This window comes from Pseudarthrobacter sp. B907 (assembly GCF_040137805.1).
Classification (GTDB): Bacteria; Actinomycetota; Actinomycetes; order Actinomycetales; family Micrococcaceae; genus Arthrobacter.
The window spans coordinates 88,164-110,417 of record NZ_JBEEQE010000007.1 but is presented as its reverse complement, the minus strand read 5'-3'; the positions used below and the strand labels follow the sequence as shown (position 1 = coordinate 110,417).

Sequence of the window (22,254 nt, the reverse complement as noted above, 5' to 3'; positions counted from 1 at the left end):
AGAATGGGCATGTCCTTCCGGGGAGGGAGGACATGCCCATTCTTGGCGGTGCTCAGCGGTGCTCAGCGGTGTTAGGAGGTGGTCACCGAGGTGTCGTCCACGAAGAAGTAGGTCTTCAGCGAGGAGTCCTCGACGCCGAGGAAGCGCAGCGTGACGCTCTTGCCCTTGAACGCTGACAGGTCCAGCGTCTTCAGGACATAGCCGGCGGACTTGTTCAGGTTCGAGTAGGTCGCCAGGGTCGTGGTGACGCCGCCGCTGATGGCCTGGATCTTCAAGGTGTCGTAGGCCGTCGCCGTGGTGGTCTCATCGGTCAGGGTCTTGAGGTAGAAGGACAGGGTGGAACCGGTCACGGAGGACGGGATGGAGATGGTCTGGTCCAGCGTGTACGACGTGGCCTGGCCCCAGCCGTTCAGGCCCGCGAAGCCGGTGCCGGTCCGGGCGTTGGTTCCGGTCTCAAAGGTGTCCGCGTGGTCGGAGGTCCACGAGGCCGCGCCGCTTTCGAAGCCGGGGTTCAGCAGCAGGTTCCCCGACGGCGGCGGGGTGGTGCCGCCGAGCAGGGCCATCGTGGCGGTGGCGTCGGAGAGGCCGGCGCCGCAGCCCTTGGTGCAGCCGCCGGGCATTGCCCGGGTGCCCTGGCGCAGCGTGGACTCGACCTGTGCCGGGGTGAGGGCGGGGGACTTGGCCTTCATCAGGGCTACGAGGCCGGCCACGTGCGGGGTCGCCATCGAGGTGCCCTGGTAGCTGGCGTAGCCGGCGGCGCCCGGCGTCGTGGTTCCGGTGTTGAGGGTGGAGAGGATCCCGCCGCCGCTGACGCTGGTGTCGCCGCCGGGAGCCGTGAGATCCACCGTGGCGCCAAAGTTGGAGTAGTAGGAGAGGGTCCCGCTCGGGTTGCTCGCGGCCACGGTGACCACCGAGTTGCAGTTGGCGGGCCGGAAGCCGGAGGCGTCCTGGTTGCTGTTGCCGGCCGCCACCACCACGGTGGTGCCGCGCGAGACGGCGGCGTCGATGGCGGCCTGGTACGTGGTGCCGCAGGCGCCGGAGCCGCCCAGGCTCATGTTGATGACCTTGGCGGGGTTCGCGTTGGCGGGGACGCCGGAGACGGTGCCGCCGGAGGCCCAGATGATGGCGTCGGCAATGTCGGAGAGCGAACCGCCGCACTTGGCCAGCACACGGACCGGGAGGACCTTGGCGTTGGGCGCCACGCCGGCCACGCCGGTGGCGTTGCCGGTCACGGCGGCGATGGTGCCGGCCACGTGGGTGCCGTGCCAGGAGGAGTTGGAGGCCGCGGTCTGGCCGCATTCGCCGGCGGCGTACCAGTCGCCCTCGTCCTGGGGGTTGGCGTCCCGGCCGTTGCCGTCGCGGGCCGCCGTGGCGTCCGAGACGAAGTCGTAACCCGGCAGCACATTGGCGTCCAGGTCGGGGTGTGCCGTGATGCCGGTATCGATCACGGCGACCGTGGAGCCGGAGCCGGTGGAGACGTCCCAGGCGCCGGGGATGCGCATGCCGTTCGCCGCGGTGAAGTCCCACTGCTCGCTGTAGCGCGGGTCGTTCGGCGAGAGCACAGCGGTCATGCGGGCGTCGGGCTCGACGGCGTCGACCGCGCCGGAGGCGACGATCTCGTTCATAAAGTCCTTGGCGGCCTGGTCCGAGAGTGCCTTGTCGGAGGCGATCAGGGTGCCCCCGGTGGCGAGGGCGCGCAGTTCCTTCACCGTGACGCCCTGCTGCTTGGCTGCCTTGCCCCAGGCGTTCGCGCGGCCGCCCGGCGTGGCGTTCCCGGGGGTCTTCTTAAAGCTCACAATGAACTGCGTGTAGGCCTCGCCGGCGTTGACATCCGGCGCCGGGACATTCTCCGAGGCGACCGGTCCGGTGCCGGGGGCGGCGAGTACCGGGCTGACGGCCAGCGTCATGGTGCCGACAAGGGCGGCCAGCGACAGGGCCAGCACGCGGGACTTCCTGAGTGATGCACTTCCCATGGGTTCTGCTTTCTATCACCGGGCAGTGCGGACTGCCCGGAACGGGGTGGGGAGGCCGCCGGGGACAACCCCCGGCGGCCGAAGGCAAACGTAAAGGCATTTTCATGATTTGTAAACCGTTGACAAAACATGTCAAGTAGGTGTGGACTATCGATTATTTGGGACCCGGCCGGGCGTCTCCTGGCGGCCCCGGAGCGGCCTGCGGACGCGGTCCGGACGGTCCGTCCCGGGTCAATGGCCGGGTCAAAGGCCGGTCCAACGGCCGGGTCAAGTAAAGTGGGGACGTGACTTACGAGATTGAGATTGGCCGTGGCAAGCGTGGGCGTCGTGCCTACTCCCTGGACGACATTGCGATCGTCCCCAACCGGCGCACCCGCGACCCCAAGGACGTGTCCGTCTCCTGGCAGATCGATGCCTACAAGTTCGACATGCCCGTCATCGCCGCGCCGATGGACTCCGCGATGTCCCCGGAGACGGTCATCGCGCTGGGACGGCTCGGCGGCCTCGGTGTCCTCGACCTGGAAGGCCTGTGGACCCGCTACGAGGATCCCCAGCCGGTGCTGGATCAGATTGCCGCCCTCGAGAACGAGACCAACAGCCCCGCCGTCACGCGCCGGATGCAGGAGCTGTACCAGGCCCCGATCCAGCCCGAACTGATCACCTCGAGGCTGGCCGAGATCCGTGCCGCGGGCGTCACCGTCGCCGGCTCGCTGACCCCGCAGCGCACCCAGGAGCATTACAAGACCGTGGTGGCTGCCGGCGTCGACATCTTCGTCATCCGCGGCACCACCGTCTCGGCCGAACATGTCTCCAAGGATCACGAGCCGCTGAACCTCAAGCAGTTCATCTACGAACTCGACGTCCCGGTGATCGTCGGCGGAGCGGCCGGTTACACCCCGGCCCTGCACTTGATGCGCACCGGCGCCGCGGGCGTCCTGGTCGGTTTCGGCGGGGGAGCCACCACCACCACCCGCCGCGCCCTGGGCATCCACTCGCCGATGGCGTCCGCCATCTCCGACGTCGCGGCCGCCCGCCGGGACTACATGGACGAATCCGGCGGGCGCTACGTGCACGTGATCGCCGACGGCGGCATGGGAACCTCGGGCGACATCGTCAAGGCCATCGCCATGGGCGCCGACGCCGTCATGCTCGGCAGCGCCCTGGCCCGCGCCGAGGAAGCCCCCGGCAAGGGCTGGCACTGGGGCCAGGAGGCCCACCACCTCGAACTGCCCCGCGGCGACAGGGTCAATGTCGGCACCGTCGGGCCGCTGGAGGAGGTCCTGTTCGGCCCGGGCCACCACACCAACGGCACCTCGAACCTGATCGGCGCGCTGCGCCGCTCGATGGCGACCACCGGCTACTCGGACCTGAAGGAATTCCAGCGCGTCGACGTCGTCGTCTCGCCCTACGCCGGGAACTGAGCCCGGCGCGGGGCCCGGCAAAGCCCTGCCCATCCGGAGAACTTGGAAGTAGTGTGGTGCACTACGAGGTTTGATCCGGACGGAGGCGTGAGATGAACAGTTTTCCCGGTGGTGCTCCCTTGGCCGGCGGTGCTCTTGGACCCGCGGAACGCGAAGCGTCCCTGGCGGCGCTCAGGGGCAGCACCGAGCCCGGCAAGGAACTCGACATCCTGATCGTCGGCGGCGGCATTGTCGGCGCCGGAGCCGCGCTGGACGCCGTGACCCGCGGCCTGAGCGTTGGCATCGTCGAGGCCAACGACTGGGCGGCCGGCACTTCGTCGCGGTCCTCGAAGCTCATCCACGGCGGCCTGCGCTACCTGGAGATGCTCGACTTCGCCCTCGTCAAGGAGGCCCTGCACGAGCGCGGACTGATCCTCTCCGTCCTCGCCCCGCACCTGGCCCGGCCGGTGCCGTTCCTTTACCCGCTCACCAAGCGCTTTGTGGAACGGCCCTACGTCGGATCCGGGATCGCCCTCTACGACGCCATGTCCATCACCGGCGGCCACAGCCGCGGCGTCCCGTTCCACAAGCACCTGAGCCGGCGCGGCACGCTGCGCGCCGCGCCGAGCCTCAAGGATGACGCCTTTGTCGGGTCCATCCGCTACTACGACGGCCAGGTCGACGACGCCAAGTACGTCGCCAACCTCGTCCGGACGGCGGCCTACTACGGCGCCCACGCGGTGAACCAGATGGCCGTGGTGGACTTCCTGCGCGAGGGCGAACGGGTGGTCGGGGCCAAGGTCGTCAACCACGAGGACGGCTCAAGCTTCAACATCCGGGCCAAGCAGGTCATCAACGCCACCGGGGTCTGGACCGACGAGACCCAGGCCATGGTCACGGACCGCGGCCAGCTCAAGGTGCGGGCTTCGAAGGGCATCCACCTGGTGGTGCCGCGGGACCGCTTCCAGTCCACGGTGGGCCTGATCCTGCGGACCGAGAAGTCGGTGCTGTTCGTCATCCCGTGGGGGCGGCACTGGATCATCGGCACCACCGACACCGACTGGCACCTGGACAAGGCACACCCCGCGGCGTCCAGCAAGGACATCGACTACATCCTCGAACACGTCAACAAGGTCCTCAAACGGCCGCTGACCCGCGAGGATGTCGAGGGTGTCTACGCCGGCCTGCGCCCGCTGCTGGCCGGTGAGAACGACTCCACGGCAAAACTGTCCCGCGAGCACGTGGTGGCCCACCCGGTTCCGGGCCTCGTCGTCGTGGCCGGCGGCAAATGGACCACCTACCGGGTCATGGCCAAGGACGCCGTCGACGAGGCGACCCGCAGCATGGACGAACGGGTCCCGCCGTCGTGCACGGAATCCATCCCGCTGCTCGGCGCCAGCGGGTTCAAGGCCGCCTGGAACAAACGCAACCGGATGGCGGAGGAAACCGGCGTCCACGTCGCGCGGATCGAGCACCTGCTGAACCGCTACGGGTCGATGGCCCCGGAGGTGCTGGCCCTGATCGGGGAAAACCACGAACTGGCCGAGCCGCTGCCGGGCGCCGACGACTACCTGGCGGCCGAGGCCGTGTACGCGGCCAAGTTCGAGGGCGCCCGCCACGTCCAGGACGTGCTGACCCGCCGGACCCGGATTTCGATCGAGGCCTGGGACCGCGGTGTGTCCGCCGCCCCGGTAGTCGCTAAACTGATCGGTGAGGTTCTCGGCTGGAGCGACGCGCAGCGCGAGAGCGAAATCAAGCATTACCTGGCCCGGGTCGACGCCGAACGACTCAGCCAGGAGCAGCCGGACGACGAATCCGCCGACGCCGCACGGATGGGCGTGGAGGACATCGTCCCGCTGCGCTGACCGGGGCGCCCCGGCGCACCACCCGTCGGCGTGCACCGACGCCACATCGAAGGGACACCTCTTGGCGGAACAACTGGACCGGTACGACGCCGACCTCACCACGCCGCAGATGGTGATCCTGGAGCTGGACGCGAAGGACAAGTTCGACGCCGCGGCCCAGCTCGCGCAGCGGATGTACGACGCCGGACGGATCTCGGACCTCGAGGGATTCCTCGGCCACGTCAACGCCCGCGAGCACCAGCTGGCCACCGGGCTGCCCGGCGGTGTTGGCCTGCCCCACGCCCGCAGCGAATTCGTCTCGCGCATCTCGATTGCCGTCGGCATCACCAAGTACGGCAAGGCGCTGGACTTCGGCGCGGCGGACGGCCCGGCCACCGTGGTCCTGCTGATCGCGACGCCGGCCAGTTCCTTCTCGGACCACCTGGAAGTCCTCGCCACCATGGCACGGTCGCTCTCGAAGGAGTCCTTCCGGGAGTCCCTCCGCCGCGCCTACGACCCCGAGGTGATCTCCGAACTGATCAACTCGTCCCTGGTGTTCTTCGACCACTGAGATTGGGGCAGGCCCTTTCGTGTCGACTCCGTCGCCACGCAGGGACCCTGCTGCCCCACTCTAGGCCCAGCCCTAGCGCCCGTTTCGTTGTTCTACACGGGGACGAAGTACGGTTAAGGGGTGCTGAAAACCGCCCTCAAACCCCGCTGGATCGCAGGCCTGGTGTTTGCGATCGTCATTTCGGGGGTCTTTGTGCTGCTGAGCCAGTGGCAGTTCGGCCGCTCCACGCGGCCCGAGGCACCGGTTTCCACCGGGACCGAGGAGGCCCGCCCGCTGACCGCGGTCCTGAAACCCGGGCAGTTCTTCCCCGGCTCGGTGGCCGACCAGGTGGTCACCGCCACCGGCAGCTACGATCCGCAGAAACAGGTCCTGGTCCCGGGCCGGATCCACGACGGCGCCAAGGGATTCTGGATCGTTTCGGCCTTCGCCGTGCAGGACGCCCCGGCCCTCTCCGGCGCCGGCGCCTCGCCGCAGACCTGGATCCCGGTGGCGCGCGGCTGGGTCGCCGACCCCGCGGACGCCGCCGCACCGCCGTCGGGCCCCATTGAACTCACCGGCCGGCTGATCCCGTCCGAAGCGCCGGTTCCCAACACCGACGCCGGACCCGGCCGCGCCAGCGCCGTCTCCGTCGCCGAACTCATCAACCTTTGGGACGTCACCAGTTACCCCGGCTTCGTTGCCGCCAGCGCCGAACGCTCCGCCGGCGCCGATGTGGCAGCCTCCGGCGCCGTCAAGCCGCTGGCTATCGGCCCGCAGCCGCCCGCCCAGACGGTCAACTGGCTCAATCTCTTCTACGCCGCCGAATGGGTGGTCTTCGCCGGCTTTGCGCTCTTCATCTGGTGGCGCCTGGTCAAGGACGACTACCGCCGCGGCCTCGAGGACGCCCAGGATGAAGAAGCCGCCCGGCTCGCCGCCGCGGGCGGGCCCCGGGACCCCGATTCCTCCGACACCAACCCGCATCCCACCAAACCGAGAGTGCAACCATGATCGAGCCCAAGCCGGCCATCGCGCCGCAGCAGCCCAACGGAACGGGAACCCCCGGCGGCAAGAAGCGCCGCTTCGGCGGGACCGAGGCGCAGATCCGCTCAGCCCTGAAGTTCTACAAGGTCCTCGCCTACCTGACGGGCTCCATGCTGCTGCTGCTCTGCGCGGAATTGATCGCCCGCTACGCCTTCGGCCAGTACCTGTTCGCCGGCGGCACCAACGCCGTCACCGGCCAGCCGTTCGGCTTCGGATTCGCCGACGCCGAGCCGGCCGGCGTCATCGGCGGAGTGAACCTGTCCGTCGCGGTGCTGATCGTGCACGGCTGGATGTACGTCGTGTACCTGATGTCCAACTTCCGGCTCTGGTCGCTCATGCGCTGGCCCTTCGCCAAGCTCATCATCCTGGCCCTCGGTGGCGTCGTGCCGTTCCTGTCCTTCTTTGTGGAGAAGAAGTTCCACGCCGAGGTGGAGGCCGAACTTGCCGCTAACCCGCAGGCGCCGCAGCGCTACTGAGCCGGCCCGGATAAAGCCCCGCCCCGCGGTGCTGTGAGTTCGCTTACCCGCAGCTTCTCAAGGTGCGGGGGACCGGGGGCGCAACGTAGGCTAGGACGGTGACCACTCCCACTGCATCCCAGACGTCCCACAGGCCGGTGCTGGTTGTTGACTACGGTGCCCAGTACGCGCAGCTGATTGCCCGCCGCGTCCGGGAAGCGAATGTGTATTCGGAAGTCGTTCCGCATACCTACAGCACCGAGCAGCTGCTGGCCAAGAACCCCGCCGCCATCATCCTCTCCGGCGGCCCCGCCAGCGTCTACGCCGAAGGCGCCCCGAGCGTCGGCGCCGACCTGTTCGAGGCCGGCGTCCCGGTGTTCGGCATCTGCTACGGCTTCCAGGCCATGGCCAATGCCCTGGGCGGCAAAGTGGCCCGGACCGGCCTGCGGGAATACGGCTCCACGGAGACCACTGTGCTCGGCGAGGGCCGCTCCATCCTGGCGGGCATGCCCCAGCACCAGAGCACCTGGATGAGCCACGGCGACTCCGTCCACGAGGCCCCGGAGGGCTTTGAGGTGCTCGCGACGACGGCCGGCGCCGACGTGGCCGCCTTCGCCAACGAGGAGAAGTGCCTCTACGGCGTGCAGTGGCATCCCGAGGTGAAGCACTCGGCCTACGGCCAGCAGGTGCTGGAGAACTTCCTCTTCAAGGGCGCCAAGCTGGAACCGAACTGGACCACGGGCAACATCCTCGACGAACAGGTCGAGCGGATCCGCGAGCAGATCGGTGACGCCCGGGTGATCTGCGGGCTCTCCGGCGGCGTCGACTCCGCCGTGGCCGCGGCCCTCGTCCAGCGCGCCGTCGGCGACCAGCTGACCTGTGTCTTCGTGGACCACGGGCTGCTGCGCGAGGGCGAAGCCGAGCAGGTCGAGCGGGACTTCGTGGCGGCCACCGGCGTCAAGCTCTACGTCGCCAACGAGCAGGAGCGCTTCCAGGCGGCCCTCGCCGGCGTCAGCGACCCCGAGACCAAGCGCAAGATCATCGGCCGCGAGTTCATCCGCGCGTTCGAGGAAGCCGAGCTGGCCATCATCGCCGAGGCCGCCGCGCACGGCGAGAAGATCAAGTTCCTCGTCCAGGGCACCCTGTACCCGGACGTCGTCGAATCCGGCGGCGGCGAGGGCGCGGCGAACATCAAGAGCCACCACAATGTGGGCGGCCTCCCGGAAGACCTGCAGTTCGAACTCGTCGAGCCGCTGCGCGCGCTGTTCAAGGACGAGGTCCGCGCCGTCGGCGCGCAGCTTGGCCTGCCGCAGGAAATCGTCGGACGCCAGCCCTTCCCGGGTCCGGGCCTCGGCATCCGGATCGTCGGCGAAGTGACCAAGGAACGGCTGGACCTGCTCCGCAAGGCCGACGCGATCGCGCGCGCCGAGCTGACCGCCGCCGGCCTCGACAACGAGGTCTGGCAGATGCCGGTCGTGCTGCTCGCGGACGTCCGCAGCGTCGGCGTGATGGGCGACGGCCGCACCTACGGCCACCCGATCGTGCTGCGCCCGGTGTCCTCCGAGGACGCCATGACGGCCGACTGGTCGCGGCTGCCCTACGACCTCCTGGCCCGGATCTCCAACCGGATCACCAACGAGGTGGAGGGCGTCAACCGCGTGGTGCTGGACGTGACCAGCAAGCCGCCGGGAACCATCGAGTGGGAATAGCAGTGTGAATGGCCGGCCCCGTGCGGGGCCGGCCATTGTGCTTTTGCGGCCCGTCGCGCCGAAGCGACTTGCCCCACGAATTTGACCCGCGCCAGTGTTGCGCCCCGGCACTGACGCCTGATTCGGGCTACCCTCGAAAGCATGCCGGTATGGTCCAGGGCGTCCCGCGCGAACTCAGAAACCGTGAGCACAGAAAAGAAGGCAGCAGTGTCAGTAGGTCAAGGCCACCCCGAGGGCTCCGAGGAGTTCAGGAAATGGCTGTCGGGTCTCAAACCCGTCACCGGAGCAGACACCATGCTGCGTTTCACGAAAACGCCCGAAGGCTCCATTGACCTGACACACGCCCACCCCTCCGGACTGGCCCAGCTGATGGCCGGACGCCGCACCCGCCTGTCCACCCTGATCCGGGACCGCCAGCAGTACGTCGTCGCGGCCCGGGCCTCGCGCAACCTCCGCTCCAAGATCTTCGAGCTCGCCAACGACCGCGGCATCGACGCCGGCTACCTCTCCGCCGGAACCGTCGTCTGGACCTCCGCCGTCGGCGGCAAGCCGCAGCGCGTGTCCGCGCCGGTCATGCTCACCGCGGTGTCCCTGACCGTCCGCCCCGGCGAGGACGACTACGAACTGCAGCTCACCGAACAGGCCCGGATCAACCCGGCCCTGATCCGGCACCTGAAGACCATCCACGGGATCGTCTTCGACGTCAACGCCGTGACCCGGATGGCCTACAGCACCGCCCGTTACGACCCGCAGCCGGTCCTGGACCGCCTTGGCACCCTGATCCAGCCGATCCACGGCGCCGAGATCGAGCACAACCTCCTGGTCTCGACCTATGCAGACCTCTCCGGGAACCTGGACGACCCCTGGATCAACCAGCACAACCCGCTGGTGGCGGCGCTCGGTCGGGCCGCTGCCGGCAGCCCGGTGGACGTCCCCGTGCTCAAGGACGGGCGCTTCCCGAGCACAGATGAGCGCAGCCCCGCGGACGAGCTCCTGCTGCTCGACGCCGACACGGACCAGCAGTACGTTGTGGACGCCGTCCGCGCCGGCGACTCCCTGGTGGTCAGCAGCCCGCCGGGCACCGGCCAGACCCAGACCGCCATCAACACCATCGGTGCCTTGGTCGACGAAGGCAAAAGTGTCCTCGTGGTCGGCGACCGGCGCGCCAGCCTCGGCGAGATCTCCGCCCAGCTGGAGGCCCTCGGCCTCGAATCGCTGCTCGTCCAGCTCGCGGGCAACTCCACGCCGCTGCAGCTCAAGGGCCAGCTGGTCCGGGCGATTGTCCGGAACGAGAAGTCGCTGGAACCGCAGCTGAAGAACCTGCACTCCACGCTGACCGAGCACCGGCATGCCCTGAGGGACCACGTCGCGTCGCTGCACAACGTGCGGGCGCGCTGGGGGTGCTCACCGTACGAGGCCATGCAGTCGCTCGCGGCGCTGACCGCCATCCACCCGGCGCCGGCCACCACGGTCCGGCTCAAGCGCAGCGTCCTGGACAGCATCCGCGACCGTGCGGAACTGGCGGGACGGCTCAAGCGCGCCGCCGAGCTGGGCAGCTTCAGCCGCGCCTCGACCATGAGCCCGTGGCACGGCGCCCGGCTGCTGACGCGCAAGGAGACCCAGGAGGCCCAGCAGGTGGCCCGCTCGGTAGCGGAAAAGCTCCCGCAACTGCGCGAACGGATGAACGGCGTCGCCGAGCACGCGGAGATCCGGCTCGGCGGGACCTTTGCCGAGTGGGGTGACCAGATCGACCTGCTGGTCGCGGTCCGCGAGAGCCTGGACAAGTTCACGCCGGACATTTTCGACCGGCCGGTCCACGACCTCATTTCCGCCACCGCCCCCTCGGCGTGGCGGCGCGAGCGGAACATCGACATGCCCTCGATGCAGCGCTCCCGCCTGCGGCGCGTCGCCAAGGAGTACGTCCGGCCCGGTGTGCACATCGCGGACCTGCACAGCTCGCTGGTGCTGGTCCAGGACCAGCGGGCCACCTGGGCCGACTACGCCACCAGCCAGCGGCACCCGGCCGTGCCGTCCGGACTCGCCGAGATCACGGCCCTTTACCGCGAGCTGGAAGCCGAACTGGCGGAGCTCGGGGAGGCCGTCCGTCACACCCGTGCCGGGGGAGCCGTCCACGACACCCCGTACGAGGAACTTCTCGAGCGCCTGGACCGGCTCGTCGCTGACACAGGGACGCTGGAAACGCTGCCGGAGCGGACGCTGCTGGTGGAGAACATGCGCGAACACGGCCTGGGCGAACTGCTCGCCGACCTCGCCAAGCGCGAGGTGCCCGCCGGATCCGTCGCTGCGGAGCTGGAACTGGCCTGGTGGCAGTCCGCGCTGGAGGCCATGATCAGCGGCGACGACTACCTCGCCATGTCCGACGGCGACGCGCTGCGCCAGCTTGAGGCGGAGTACCGCCTCGCGGACAACGCCCACATAGCCAGCGGCGCCGCCCGGCTGCGCTGGAAACTGGCCGAACGCTGGCGTGCCGCCCTCACCGAACACCCCCGGCAGGCGGAGCTGCTGCGCAGCCTGCTCAAGGACGGGCGGGTCACTCCGGCGGCGCTGACCGCACAGTCGCCCGAGCTCGTCCCGAGGCTGGTACCGGTCTGGTCGGTCAGCCCCTACCTCCTCACCAGCCTGCTGCCGGCCGAGCAGCATTTCGACGCGGTGGTGATACTTGACGCCGAGGCGACGTCGCTGCAGGCGGTGCTGCCCGCCGTCGCGCGGTCCCGGCAGGTCATTGCGTTCGGTGACGACAAGATCGCCAGCCCGCGCAGCTTCTCCGTGGGGGTCGAGCGGCTCGCCGCCGGCGAGAACCCGCACCAGCGGGTGGACAGCGCCTATCAGGCACTGTCCGCCGTGTTGCCGGTCTGGAAACTCAGGACCGTCTACCGCGCCGTCGACGAGGACCTGGTCCGGCAGCTCAGCAAGGGTTTCTACGCCGGCGAGCTCCGCCGTCTTCCCGAGGGCCAGTCGGCAACCGGCCTCGACCGGGCCCTGACCGTGGAATACCTGCCGGACGGGACCGGCCTGCCCAGCGCCGACCACGACGGCGTCGAGTCTGTTGTGGCCGAAGTGAACCGTGTGGTGGAACTGGTCTTCGAGCACGCCCGGCTGCGGCCGCGCACCTCCCTGGCGGTCGTCACGGGCAGCCTGCGGCACGCGGCCCGGATCGGCGAGGCCATCCGGCTGCAGCTGCCCAACTACCCGCTGCTGGGCAGCTTCTTCACCGCCGGCGAAGAGTCCTTCCGGGTGGTGGACCTGGAGCGGGCGCAGGGCCTGGTCCGGGACCGCGTCATCTTCTCGCCCGGTTACGGACGCACCCCGCACGGCCGCGCCCTGCACAGCCTCGGCCCGCTCTCCGCCGACGGCGGCCGCGCCCGGTTTGCCCTGGCCATGACCCGGGCACGGCGATCCTTGCATGTGCTGAGCTGCTTCCGGCCCGAAGACCTGGACGTCACCCGCCTCAGCCACGGCGCGGTGGACTTCTACGAGCTCCTGGACCGGGAAATCGCGGGCAACTCCGATCTGGGCAGCCCGGCTTCCCGGGCCGCGGCCAGCGAACAGGCCCTCGGCGCCGACCCCCTGGTGGCCGACCTCGGCGACCGGCTCCGGGCCCGCGGGGCGCGGGTCTGGCATCAGTACGACGGTGTCCTGGACATGGTGGCGGCGGCGGACCCGATGCACACGATCGGCCAGGACGACGCCGAGATCCCCAGTCCCGTCGCCATCGAGTCCGACGGCACCGAGCGGTACCGGCGGATGAGCGTACGTGAGCGCAGCCGCCTCCGGCCGCAGCTGCTGGAGCGCATGGGCTGGCGCTACATGCCACTATGGACCATAGAGGTATTCACTGATCCTTCGGCCTGCGCGGACCGGATCGGCGGCTACCTCGGCCTGGAGAAGCCGGTGGCGTCCAGCCGGTTGCGCAGCTCGCCCGGCTTCTCCGACGACATAGAGAACCTGAGCGTCGAGGACGGGCGGCATACCTACGCCCCGTCCGCCCCGGCGCCGCACGGGTGGTCCGCGGACGGTGATCGCGGGCAGGAAACAGCGATTCGCACCAAGGAAGCCGGCGGCATGCACGCAGACGGCGACAACCAGTACAACAACTCCATCCCCGGCGGGGACCGGGATCACGACTCGGCGCCGGACGCCCCGGCCCGGGAGGCAGCTTCCGCGCGCCTGCAGCAGCCGGAGCCGCAGTCCCGGAGCGGGGCACGCGCCGCGGTTCCCGGGGGAGTGCTGCCCAACAAGGCCGCCGAGGACGATCCCAGGCGCTGGGGCGACCAGCCCGGCAGCTACGACCACGACGCCTGGCTGCAGGAGCAGAAGCCCCCGCACTGGGGCTGAGCGGCCAGCACGCTCCGGCTGCACGCGCGCCCTGGAATAAACAGACGGGGGGCCAGTCATTCTCTAGCCGGGCGCGGAGCCGACCAGGACAAAAAACAACTTGCCCTGCGTCGATGCGCCGGCGAGTCGTCGGGCCTGGTCCGGATCTGCCGCCACGACCATCAGCCCGTCGGTCTCTGCGGTGTCGAGCCACTGGCCGGTCCTGCCGCCCCGGGCCGAGGTCCACAGCACCGGCACCGCCGAGGCCAGCAGCTGCGCCGGCGCCCCCTGCTCGGGGCCGCCCCCGCCGGTCATCACCACATTGATGAGCTGGCCGGGGGACACCAGTTGGATGGAGGCGGGGTCAGCCATGCGCAACGGCACAGCGGCGGCCCCCGGTGGGCTGCCGGCCAGCATCCCGGGTCCCACCAGAAGGGAGTCCGCGACGAGCTGGCCTTTCCGCAGCGCCACGGCGAGCTGTTTGCCCTCCAGTGCTAAGGGCTCCAGGGTGCCGCCGGGGAGCAGTCCGGGAGGCACCTGGACGACGGCGAGGTCGACGGCCGCCAGCACCCGGCCGGCCGGGAGATCCCTCGCGGCCGCCCAGGCGGAAACAGTCGCTGCCGGTGCGGGCGTCAGTTGCTGCACGGCCAGGCCGGCAGCGAGGCACAACAGGAGGGCGACAATCAGCCGGCGGTTGCGCAGGAGCCAGCGGCGGGCGCGCCGCCTTGGCGGGCCTTTACGGGAGGCGCCGTGCAAGAACGGGCGCGGCGGCCGTGACCGCGCCGGGAACCAGGGCGGTGCGGGTCCCCGCGGAGGGGGCGGACGGAAGCTGCGGGCCATGCCCCCACGCTAGGGCGGAGCCGTGGCCCGCGGCAGTTCCGGCTGCGGCTATGTGGACAACGTTGTGCGGGAACGCCGGCCGGTGCCGGCTCTAACCGGGCGCCGGCCGGGCGCCGGACCTGACGGGACAGTGCCGGGTACCGGCGTCGACGTCCCTAGCTTGCTGCGGCGGAAGCCGAAGCGGGGGCGGCAGGAGCTGCCGCCGGGGCCACGGTGCTGCCCTTGGAATCGCGGGAGTCGGTCCGGTAAAAGCCGGAGCCCTTGAAGACGACCCCGACGCTGTTGAACTTCTTGCGCAGGGTCCCCTCGCACTCGGGGCAGGACGTCAGCGAGTTGTCCGTGAAGGACTGCACAACCTCGAAGGCGTGACTGCAGTCCTTGCAAGCGTATGCATACGTGGGCACTGGGTTCCTCCTCTGGGACAAACGAGCAGGTCCCGGGCTGTCGTACCAAAAAGCTGGCATTAGCAGTCGCAGGGCCTGAGTGCCAATTCTATCACCCGGCGGGCGCGGCTAGGGCTGGGCGGAGAACCGGACGAGACCTCCGGGTGTCAGTGCCGCGGCAACCTTTCGGTCGAAGGACTCCGCGGTAATAGTGCCGGCGGCCAGCACCTCAGCGTCGTAGACAAGGGCCGCCGTCGGCAACGGCCCGGTCTCGGACCCCGAGACGCCCCACGGCAGGTCCTCGAGGGCCGCCAGGAACTTGTCGTAGTAACCGCCGCCCTGGCCGATCCTGTTGCCGGTGCGGTCCAGGGCCGTGGCGGGCAGGAAGAGTCCGGCGACCCCCAGCATCACGGAGGTGTCGAGCCGGTCGCCCACAGGCTCCTGGATGGGGGCGTAGCGGCTGCGGACAAATTCCGACGACGGGGTCCAGTACACCCAGCTCAAAGCGAGTCCCGGCTCGCAGACCGGGAGCAGCACCCGGTGGCCGGCTCCGTGCAGCGCAGCCAGCAGGGGCAGGGTGGGGGGCTCCGCGCCGACGCCGAGGTAGGCCGCGAAAGTGCGCCGCCCGCCGTTGGCCAGGGCCGTTGCCCAGGCCAGGCCGTGCCTGGCCAGGGCTGCGCCGGCGGCCTCCAGATCCGGCTGCGAGAGTGCGGCCCGGCCGCGCCGATGACGTGATCGGATCTCGTCCTTGCTGCTCATGTGCGGGCTGTCCTTTCGGCCGGGCGGCGCCGTGCTGCCGGGCCGCCGCGGCAGCCCGGCCGGCGGGGGAGAATTACCTGATGGTTGCCCCCTCCGCTAGATTAGTCGAGTGATTACACCCAACGCCTCCGTTCGTAAGGCCGTCATCCCCGTAGCGGGCCTCGGCACCCGCTTCCTTCCTGCCACCAAGGCGATGCCGAAGGAGATGCTGCCGGTCGTGGACAAGCCGGCCATCCAGTACGTGGTCGAGGAAGCCGTGAACGTGGGGCTCCAAGACGTCCTGATGATCACGGGGCGCAACAAGCGGGCCCTCGAGGACCACTTTGACAGGGTGCCCACGCTGGAGGCGACGCTGGAGGCCAAGGGCGACACCGACAAGCTGGAGTCCATCCAGGCCGCCAGCAACCTGGGCGACATCCACTACGTCCGCCAGGGCGACCCGATGGGCCTGGGCCACGCCGTACTGCGCGCCAAGCAGCACGTCGGCTACGAACCGTTCGCCGTGCTGCTCGGTGACGACCTGATCGATGCCCGCGACGAACTGCTCAGCACCATGATCGAGGTCCAGGCCAAGACCGGCGGCTCCGTCGTCGCCCTGATCGAGGTCGACCCCTCCCAGATCAGCGCCTACGGCTGCGCCGACGTCGAGGCCGTTGAAGGCGAGGACTACGTCCGGATCAAGCAGCTCGTGGAGAAGCCCGACGTCGACGAGGCTCCCTCCAACCTGGCCATCATCGGCCGGTACGTCCTGCACCCCGCCGTGTTCGAGGTCCTGGAGCGGACCAAGCCGGGACGCGGCGGCGAAATCCAGCTCACCGACGCCCTGCAGGAACTTTCCGCCGGCGAGGGGGAGGGCTACGGCGTGTACGGCGTGGTCTTCCGCGGCCGCCGCTACGACACCGGGGACAAGCTCAGCTACCTCAAGGCCTGCGTCCAGCTCGCCTGCGACAGCGAGGACTTGGGCCCGGGCCTGCGCGAATGGCTGCCCGGGTTCGCCTCCAGCCTGACCAAATAATCCCGTGGGGGGCAGCTTCGCCTGGCCGGTGACTCTGGAGTGCGGCGACGTTGTGCTGCGCCCGATCCGGTACCGGGACCGCCGGGAGTGGACTGAACTGCGGGCCAGGAACGAAAAGTGGCTGGCCCCCTGGGAAGCCTCCAATCCGGTTCCCGGCGGCGGGCTGCCCGACTACCGGCAGATGGTGCGCTCGCTCAAGGCCCAGGCCGCCCAGGCCACGGCGCTGCCGTTCGTTATTGCGGCGTGGACCCCCGGGTTCAAGGAACCCGTGATCGTGGGACAGCTGACGGTCTCATCGATTGTCTGGGGTTCGGCCATGATGGCCACGCTCGGGTACTGGGTGGATCAGGACCGCGCAGGGCAGGGGATCGCACCGACCGCCGTCGCGATGGCCACGGACTACTGTTTCCGCACCCTGGGGCTGCACCGGATGGAGATCAACATCCGGCCCGAAAACGGTCCCAGCCTGCGGGTCGTGGAGAAACTGGGGTTCCGGGACGAGGGGTACCGGCCGCGTTTCCTGCACATCAACGGGCAGTGGGCCGATCACCGCAGCTTCGCTTTGACCGCGGAGGAAGTACCCGAAGGACTCCTGGCCCGGTGGTTGGAAAACCGCCCCGCCTAGGCGCAGAAAACCCCGGTCTGACCAGCACTTTCGCCATATTTCCAGTGATTTGGCAGTTGCCTCGCGACACACCGCCGGCAATGCCGCCCGCGCCGTCGTCTTGCTCATACGGTTTTGACTGTGGACTTCCCTCTTAGCAGCTCAGTGATCCTTGTCATTGCTGTTGCACTCTGGATCGTATGGGTGGCTCCCTACATGCTCCGGAACGGCCGCTCCCAACTCCAGCCGGCGGGCGAGTTTCTGATGGACGCCGCGGACGTAGGAAAAGCAGACCCCCAAGCCGGGTTCGTCATGAAGATGGCTGCCCCGCAGGAGAAATCGATGTCGAGTACGCAGCGCCCCGAGCCCGCCCCGGGTTCCATTGACCGCGACGGCACCCGGAAGCCTGCGGCCCCGGCCTTCCGGATCCGCTACGGCCGGCTGGTGCTTGCCCTGGCGGGCCTGCTCTCTCTGCTAACCGGCGTGGTGTCCGCCGCGCTCCGGCTCTTCGGCGTTGGCTCCGGTTGGCTTCCCGTCTCCACCCTGCTCGGCGCGGTCCTGGCCGTTGTGGTGCTCCGCCGGCTTGCCGTGCGCGACCGCCGACGGAAGCTCAACGCCGCGTTCCGTTCCGCCATGGGGTCCCCGGCGCACGGAGGCGCCGCAGCCCCGGCCGCCGAGCGGGCCGCTTCGGTCCGCTCGGCTCTCCCGGCGAAGGAAAGCCCGTTGTTCGACGCCGAAGCCGGCGCCGCGGCACCCAAGCCCGCCCCCAAACCCCTGACCGCTGACCAACTGCGCCAGGCCGCCCTGGCCGAGGCTGCCGCGTCCGGCGACCCGTCCGTCCGCCGCGTCGCAGATCCGGCCGCCGCGGAGGGCTCCAGCTGGGAGCCCGTTGAAGTGCCGAAGCCGACCTACGTCGAGGCTCCCAAAGCCGAACGCGCCGCTCCGCAGCCGCTGGACCTGCCGGAGGCCCCGAAAGCGGTCGGCAAACCCCCGCTCAAGCAGGCCACCGTCCGGCAGGCCGAGCCGGCCGGCCCCGACGCGAAGCCGCTGGGTAAGGGCCAAAGCGCACTCAGCAACCTCGACGACGTACTCCAGCGCCGCCGGGCCTGACACCGACCTTCCCGCCCCGGACAGCCGACACTTCGGCTGTCCGGGGCGTTTTGTTGCCCGAGGCAGGTAGCCTGAGGCGCATGACGAGAATCTGCGTTGCCGGGGGAACCGGACAGGTGGGCCGCGAACTGGTGCGGCACGGGGTTGCCGGCGGACACCGGGTGGCCGTGCTCAGCCGCAATCCGCCCGCGCCGGGAACTGCCGGGCACACCGACGGCGCGGAGTACTTCCGCGGCGACGTCACCACGGGCGAGGGGCTGGCCGCGGCGCTGGCCGGCGCCGACGTCGTTGTCGATTGCCTTGAAGGGTTTTCAGGCAAGGCGCTGAAGAACTTCGCCGACGGCGGGGCGCGGCTGCTGGCCGCCGCGCAGGACGCGGGCGTGCGGAGGGCGGTGATGCTTTCGATCGTCAACTGCGACCGTAGCAGCGCCGGCTACTACCGGTCCAAGGCGGCCAAGGAAACGGTCTACGAACACTCCGGTCTCGAGACCCTGGTACTCCGCGCCACCCAGTTCCACTCCCTGCTTGCACGCATCTTTGCCGCCGGCGCCAGGGTGCGGCTGGTGCCCGTGGTGAAAGGCGCCAAGTTCCAGCCGATCGCCCACGTCGAGGTGGCCGCCGCCCTGCTGGACGCGGCGCTGGAAGCCCCTTCGGGCGTCCGGCACCGGGTCCGGACCATCGGGGGCCCGGAGGTCGTGGACATGGGCGAGCTGGCACGTTCCTGGCAGCGGGCCACGGGTGCGCGCGGCCGCCTGGTGGAGTTTCCCCTGCCCGGGGCGATGGGCAGATACCTGCGGGCCGGCCTGAACCTGGTGCCCGAAGAACGACACGGCACGCAGACATTCGAGGGCTGGCTGGCAATGCACGCGGATAGTTTGTAGCCTAGGAACGTTGATGACGCCGTTCCCCTGAGGGAGCGGCGTTGTTGCGGGGCTATAGCTCAGTTGGTAGAGCGCTTCGTTCGCATCGAAGAGGTCAGGAGTTCGAATCTCCTTAGCTCCACGTTGAAGGCCCTCTGACCTGCGGAAACGTTGGGTTGGAGGGCTTTTCTCTTGCCCGGTTTCAGGCCGACCACACGGAAACCACACGCTTTGGGAAAAGTTCCGGCGTTCATCCTGACGTTCGTCCAGGATGTGGCGGTGGCTCCTTGCCAAATTTTTGGAGGGCCTCCGTGAGATCCGGCGATTCACTTGCCTTGGCAATGTAGTGCTTTTCCGTGATGGCCGTTCCGGAGTGACCCAGTTGGGCTGCCGCATGTTTGGAACTGTATTCCTGGTCGATGAGGGTGGCAACGGATTTCCGGAACACGTGCGGAGTGACCCATTCATAGGAGGACCCCGCGCGGGCGTCCCGCCATTGCCTGCGGAAGTTGTGTGGGCTGCGCACAGTTCCTGTCGAAGACGGGAACAACATGTCTTCGGGCCTGGGCTGCTCGGCTGCTTGCTTGCGTCGGAGTGTTTGCACGGCAAAAGGAGGCACCTTCATCGTGCGGAAGCCGGCTTTTGTCTTCGGGTGGTCTTGCCGGTAGGCCCCGCGACCTTTCTCCATGACGACAGTTCCCGAGATGGTGATGGTGGGCAGTTCCGCTTTAAGGTCGACGTCCAGCCAGCGGATGGCCAGGACCTCACCAATTCGGGCGCCCGTGGCAAGGAAGATGTCGAGAATGTCGAGTAGATCTGTAGCCCGCGGGCGTCCGTGGTGCGTGGGGTCCTCTTGCCACCTTCCAATGACAGTCCGGAGCTTCTGAACGTCGTTGACTGAAAGCGCCTTGATGTCCTTTGTGGCGACCTTGATGGGTCCGACATCGCGGACTGGATTGCTATGCAGGGCATCGTGCCGGACAGCGAGACCGATCATTCCGGTCAGCACGATTTTGGAATGTCGTGCGGTGGCAGGGTGCTCTGACGCGACGTTTTTAAGGAACCGGTCGATACGGCCGGTGCTCAGCTCGTGCAGTCGGAGTCCGGCCAGTGCGGGCTTGATGACTCGCCTGTAGGTGTCACGGTAGCCATCGATGGTCCTTCGGCCTGCACGACCGTTGTTCTCGATTTCGTCGAACCACAGATCGCTGAGCTCGGATAGCCGAGTATTTCTGGAAATTTCACTCGAGGTAGGGGCTTGACGCTCTTGGAACGAAGTTACGAGGTTTCGCTCGGCGGCGGCTCCGGTGGTTCCCCATGCTTCCGCGGTGCGGGTGATGCCGTCGGTGTCACGATATCTCGTCGCGGCACGCCAGCGGCCATTTGAGTGTTTCTTCCGGCTGATTTTTCCCCATGTGCCGAGCGGCAAAGGAGGTCTTGGTGACATCAAGCCTCCAGGCGCGAGGACAACCAGGAATCGTAGTCGGTCCGGCTGATCCGCAAATGCCTACCAATTCGGTAGGCGCGGGGGCCGAGGTGTTTGACCCGCCACTGGTAGAACGTCTGCTCTGGAATCTGAAGCTGGGTGCAGATGTCTTTCGGGGTCAGCCATTGCTCGTCGGCAGGTTCCGCGGTGCGGCCGCCTTCGGGGGTGGTGGTCATGGGGTTCTCCGTCCTAGTTGCCTTCCCAAGGGCAAGATCTGTTCCTGGTTCATGGGAGCAGGGTATTGGGACGGCATGACGGACACTCGGAAGCTTGCCGCCAGTGCACGGGCGTGGCGCTGCACGTGTTCCGGGGAAGCGCTGAACTTAGCCGATGAGTGTTGCACCAGGCCGGCGTCCCGAAGCGCGTGAAGATGCCGGCGGACATTCGACTGCGACGCGTCGAGATGGATGCCGATCTGGCCGCAGGTCGAGGGGCCGTTCCTCAGCAGGAAGCGGACAATTCGGCTTCGCGTTTTGTTCATCAAGATGCTCGACATGGAGACCACAACCTGAGGAATGATAAGGAGTGATTGTAGACGGGTCTACACATGCAGGGTACTCCCGTTGGGCGTCATGTTGGAAGAGGTCGCCAATGGAAATGAACGTCAAAGGACGTGAGGAGTTTTCCATGCAAGATCACCCGCAGATCAGGGCCTTCAGGGAGGCGGCTCTGTCCCTCCGAGCCGAACGGTACTGGCACTACGGCTCGACGGACGAGCGCGTCGAATTTCTGCGGGCGCTTGGCGACGTGCTGACCGAGGTCTCGTACCACTTGGACGCCAACGCGGTGCTGTCGCCGGAGCTCCTGGAGGTGTGTCAGGATATGGCCGTTCCAGCGGTCCGGAAGCTATCGCTGCCGCCGTCGGCCGGGGCTGTATTAATGTCCTACCTCGACCGTCGAATTGAGCGGCTGATTGCCGCGCAGGGCGACTCAGGGAATACTGGGGCTGAGGGAGGCCGCAGCGCCTGACAGAGCCGACGGCCCCGGAGCTGCTGATCAAGGGGGTGGGCGATGCGGACTGACGAGACAGAGCATGGCGACATACTGTCTCCCCAGGCCCAGCTAGCCCGCCGCCTGAATTTGCTGCTCGACGTCGTGGTTGCTGAACGTGGCAAGCCCGTGACTTTCCGGGAGGTGCAGGCCGATCTCGAGGCTAAGGGCATCAAGTTGTCACGCGCGCGGTGGTTCTACATGAAAGAGGGGACTGGACGTCTAGTCAGCGATCCGGTGCTATTGGGTGGGCTGTGCAATATCTTCAACGTCGACCCCTCCTACTTGACCGGTGCCGACGCCGAATTGCCCGAGCGGATCGATTCGCAGCTCGAGTTCGTGAAGTCCCTCCGTGCGGCCCGGGTGAAGTCTTTCGCCGCGCGTACATTGGGTGACGTATCGCCTGAGACGTTGAAAGCCATTTCTGAATACCTCAACAAGGACATTGGACGCCATCCGGGAGCGGAAGCGGCTGCAGTCAGTCCTCCAGAAGATACTGAAGATGAGCCGCCAACAGCTCCTTGATCCGTGCGGAGTTGGCTGAATACCGCGGAGAGCGGCCATGCCGCCTGCCCGGTTCCACGTCGACAACGATGGCGCCAGATTCCTCCAGCGCAAGAAGGTGCTTCGCCACGCTGGGCTCACCGGCACTCACTGCGTCCACGATGTCCCCGCGGGTTGCCGGACCGTGCGCTGAAAGATATCGCAGGATCTCATTGCGGGACCTGTTGCCGAAGGTCGCGACAGCGGCTTCGACGTCGGCCGACCATGCGGCGTCGTGAGGCTGCGTAATCCTGGGCATGCAACCATTCTTACCGAACGCCAGTAGAAAAGTAAGACCCGGAACCTTGACGATACTTTAACTATCTTTGACAATAGTTTGTATAGCCTTCTTGTAAT

21 protein-coding genes and 1 tRNA gene are annotated in these 22,254 nt (G+C 68.2%); 14 read left to right on the top strand and 8 right to left on the bottom strand.

Going from position 1 to position 22,254, the window contains the following annotated elements; all coding sequences use genetic code 11:
- Positions 1–71: 71 nt before the first annotated feature.
- Positions 72–1,973, bottom strand: a complete 1,902-nt coding sequence (locus tag ABLI39_RS08230; protein WP_349412959.1) for a S8 family peptidase — start codon at positions 1,971–1,973, stop codon at positions 72–74.
- Between the two features lie 284 nt (positions 1,974–2,257).
- On the opposite strand from ABLI39_RS08230, the gene ABLI39_RS08225 reads away from it, so the two are divergent.
- The 7 genes from ABLI39_RS08225 (at position 2,258) to ABLI39_RS08195 (ending at position 13,328) form a co-directional block, all read left to right on the top strand.
- Positions 2,258–3,394 carry a GuaB3 family IMP dehydrogenase-related protein gene (locus tag ABLI39_RS08225; RefSeq protein WP_349412958.1) on the top strand — a complete coding sequence of 379 codons (1,137 nt, stop codon included), beginning with the start codon at positions 2,258–2,260 and terminating at the stop codon, positions 3,392–3,394.
- 92 nt (positions 3,395–3,486) lie between these two features.
- Complete coding sequence (locus tag ABLI39_RS08220) at positions 3,487–5,238, top strand: glycerol-3-phosphate dehydrogenase/oxidase (RefSeq protein WP_349412957.1); 1,752 nt, start codon at positions 3,487–3,489, stop codon at positions 5,236–5,238.
- Positions 5,239–5,299: 61 nt separating this feature from the next.
- Positions 5,300–5,788 (top strand): PTS sugar transporter subunit IIA, encoded by a 489-nt coding sequence (locus ABLI39_RS08215; protein WP_349412956.1) that lies wholly within the window; start codon positions 5,300–5,302, stop codon positions 5,786–5,788.
- A 120-nt stretch (positions 5,789–5,908) separates the two neighbouring features.
- Positions 5,909–6,775 carry an SURF1 family protein gene (locus ABLI39_RS08210; protein ID WP_349412955.1) on the top strand — a complete coding sequence of 289 codons (867 nt, stop codon included), beginning with the start codon at positions 5,909–5,911 and terminating at the stop codon, positions 6,773–6,775.
- On the top strand, positions 6,772–7,284 hold the full coding sequence (locus ABLI39_RS08205; RefSeq protein WP_349412954.1) for a DUF3817 domain-containing protein: 513 nt from the start codon (positions 6,772–6,774) through the stop codon (positions 7,282–7,284). Before ABLI39_RS08210 ends, ABLI39_RS08205 begins: the two co-directional genes overlap by 4 nt.
- A 98-nt stretch (positions 7,285–7,382) precedes the next feature.
- On the top strand, positions 7,383–8,972 hold the full coding sequence (guaA, locus tag ABLI39_RS08200; protein WP_349412953.1) for a glutamine-hydrolyzing GMP synthase: 1,590 nt from the start codon (positions 7,383–7,385) through the stop codon (positions 8,970–8,972).
- A 207-nt stretch (positions 8,973–9,179) separates the two neighbouring features.
- Complete coding sequence (locus tag ABLI39_RS08195; RefSeq protein WP_349412952.1) at positions 9,180–13,328, top strand: DUF4011 domain-containing protein; 4,149 nt, start codon at positions 9,180–9,182, stop codon at positions 13,326–13,328.
- Between the two features lie 63 nt (positions 13,329–13,391).
- Here the strand turns inward: ABLI39_RS08195 and ABLI39_RS08190 are convergent, their stop codons facing one another.
- The 3 genes from ABLI39_RS08190 to ABLI39_RS08180 form a co-directional block, all read right to left on the bottom strand.
- A complete protein-coding gene (locus tag ABLI39_RS08190; protein WP_349412951.1) occupies positions 13,392–14,147 on the bottom strand; it encodes an RcpC/CpaB family pilus assembly protein in 756 nt (251 codons plus the stop codon).
- Between the two features lie 155 nt (positions 14,148–14,302).
- On the bottom strand, positions 14,303–14,551 hold the full coding sequence (locus ABLI39_RS08185; RefSeq protein WP_349412950.1) for an FmdB family zinc ribbon protein: 249 nt from the start codon (positions 14,549–14,551) through the stop codon (positions 14,303–14,305).
- Positions 14,552–14,659: 108 nt separating this feature from the next.
- Positions 14,660–15,289 (bottom strand): 5-formyltetrahydrofolate cyclo-ligase, encoded by a 630-nt coding sequence (locus ABLI39_RS08180; protein ID WP_349412949.1) that lies wholly within the window; start codon positions 15,287–15,289, stop codon positions 14,660–14,662.
- 109 nt (positions 15,290–15,398) lie between these two features.
- On the opposite strand from ABLI39_RS08180, the gene galU reads away from it, so the two are divergent.
- The 5 genes from galU (at position 15,399) to ABLI39_RS08155 (ending at position 19,020) form a co-directional block, all read left to right on the top strand.
- The gene (gene galU, locus ABLI39_RS08175) at positions 15,399–16,304 is read left to right on the top strand and encodes a UTP--glucose-1-phosphate uridylyltransferase GalU (RefSeq protein WP_349412948.1); all 906 of its coding nucleotides are present in this window, start codon (positions 15,399–15,401) and stop codon (positions 16,302–16,304) included.
- Between the two features lie 4 nt (positions 16,305–16,308).
- A complete protein-coding gene (locus tag ABLI39_RS08170) occupies positions 16,309–16,929 on the top strand; it encodes a GNAT family N-acetyltransferase (RefSeq protein WP_349412947.1) in 621 nt (206 codons plus the stop codon).
- Positions 16,930–17,073: 144 nt separating this feature from the next.
- Entirely contained in the window at positions 17,074–18,018 is a 945-nt protein-coding gene (locus ABLI39_RS08165) for a hypothetical protein (protein WP_349412946.1), read from the top strand.
- A gap of 80 nt (positions 18,019–18,098) precedes the next feature.
- Entirely contained in the window at positions 18,099–18,899 is an 801-nt protein-coding gene (locus tag ABLI39_RS08160) for an SDR family oxidoreductase (RefSeq protein ID WP_349412945.1), read from the top strand.
- 48 nt (positions 18,900–18,947) lie between these two features.
- Positions 18,948–19,020, top strand: a tRNA-Ala gene (locus tag ABLI39_RS08155).
- A 108-nt stretch (positions 19,021–19,128) separates the two neighbouring features.
- Here ABLI39_RS08155 and ABLI39_RS08150 read toward each other — a convergent pair.
- The 3 genes from ABLI39_RS08150 to ABLI39_RS17435 are packed head-to-tail and all read right to left on the bottom strand — an operon-like array spanning position 19,129 to position 20,845.
- Positions 19,129–20,325, bottom strand: a complete 1,197-nt coding sequence (locus ABLI39_RS08150; RefSeq protein ID WP_349412944.1) for a tyrosine-type recombinase/integrase — start codon at positions 20,323–20,325, stop codon at positions 19,129–19,131.
- Positions 20,325–20,540, bottom strand: a complete 216-nt coding sequence (locus tag ABLI39_RS08145) for a helix-turn-helix transcriptional regulator (RefSeq protein ID WP_349412943.1) — start codon at positions 20,538–20,540, stop codon at positions 20,325–20,327. The genes ABLI39_RS08150 and ABLI39_RS08145 overlap by 1 nt, the downstream gene beginning before the upstream one ends.
- Positions 20,537–20,845, bottom strand: a complete 309-nt coding sequence (locus ABLI39_RS17435) for a helix-turn-helix domain-containing protein (protein ID WP_502935209.1) — start codon at positions 20,843–20,845, stop codon at positions 20,537–20,539. Before ABLI39_RS17435 ends, ABLI39_RS08145 begins: the two co-directional genes overlap by 4 nt.
- Before the next feature lie 110 nt (positions 20,846–20,955).
- Here ABLI39_RS17435 and ABLI39_RS08140 point away from each other — a divergent pair, with 110 nt between their 5' ends.
- Together ABLI39_RS08140 and ABLI39_RS08135 are read left to right on the top strand one after the other, a co-directional pair.
- On the top strand, positions 20,956–21,333 hold the full coding sequence (locus ABLI39_RS08140) for a hypothetical protein (protein ID WP_349412942.1): 378 nt from the start codon (positions 20,956–20,958) through the stop codon (positions 21,331–21,333).
- Positions 21,334–21,375: 42 nt separating this feature from the next.
- A complete protein-coding gene (locus ABLI39_RS08135; RefSeq protein WP_349412941.1) occupies positions 21,376–21,879 on the top strand; it encodes a hypothetical protein in 504 nt (167 codons plus the stop codon).
- On the opposite strand, the gene ABLI39_RS17430 is transcribed toward ABLI39_RS08135, so the two are convergent.
- Positions 21,833–22,156 carry an ArsR/SmtB family transcription factor gene (locus ABLI39_RS17430; protein WP_502935207.1) on the bottom strand — a complete coding sequence of 108 codons (324 nt, stop codon included), beginning with the start codon at positions 22,154–22,156 and terminating at the stop codon, positions 21,833–21,835. The two genes, ABLI39_RS08135 and ABLI39_RS17430, sit on opposite strands and share 47 nt — an antisense overlap.
- Between the last annotated feature and the right edge of the window lie 98 nt (positions 22,157–22,254).

Excerpts from the sequence above, each read along its gene's own strand:
- ABLI39_RS17430 (WP_502935207.1), bottom strand. The coding sequence starts at position 22,156 with ATGCCCAGGATTACGCAGCCTCACGACGCCGCATGGTCGGCCGACGTC.
- ABLI39_RS08150 (WP_349412944.1), bottom strand. The coding sequence starts at position 20,325 with ATGTCACCAAGACCTCCTTTGCCGCTCGGCACATGGGGAAAAATCAGC.
- ABLI39_RS08145 (WP_349412943.1), bottom strand. The coding sequence starts at position 20,540 with ATGACCACCACCCCCGAAGGCGGCCGCACCGCGGAACCTGCCGACGAG.
- ABLI39_RS08160 (WP_349412945.1), top strand. The coding sequence starts at position 18,099 with ATGACGAGAATCTGCGTTGCCGGGGGAACCGGACAGGTGGGCCGCGAA.
- ABLI39_RS08220 (WP_349412957.1), top strand. The coding sequence starts at position 3,487 with ATGAACAGTTTTCCCGGTGGTGCTCCCTTGGCCGGCGGTGCTCTTGGA.
- ABLI39_RS08190 (WP_349412951.1), bottom strand. The coding sequence starts at position 14,147 with ATGGCCCGCAGCTTCCGTCCGCCCCCTCCGCGGGGACCCGCACCGCCC.
- ABLI39_RS17435 (WP_502935209.1), bottom strand. The coding sequence starts at position 20,845 with ATGAACAAAACGCGAAGCCGAATTGTCCGCTTCCTGCTGAGGAACGGC.
- ABLI39_RS08180 (WP_349412949.1), bottom strand. The coding sequence starts at position 15,289 with ATGAGCAGCAAGGACGAGATCCGATCACGTCATCGGCGCGGCCGGGCC.
- ABLI39_RS08140 (WP_349412942.1), top strand. The coding sequence starts at position 20,956 with ATGGAAATGAACGTCAAAGGACGTGAGGAGTTTTCCATGCAAGATCAC.
- ABLI39_RS08205 (WP_349412954.1), top strand. The coding sequence starts at position 6,772 with ATGATCGAGCCCAAGCCGGCCATCGCGCCGCAGCAGCCCAACGGAACG.
- ABLI39_RS08230 (WP_349412959.1), bottom strand. The coding sequence starts at position 1,973 with ATGGGAAGTGCATCACTCAGGAAGTCCCGCGTGCTGGCCCTGTCGCTG.
- ABLI39_RS08135 (WP_349412941.1), top strand. The coding sequence starts at position 21,376 with ATGCGGACTGACGAGACAGAGCATGGCGACATACTGTCTCCCCAGGCC.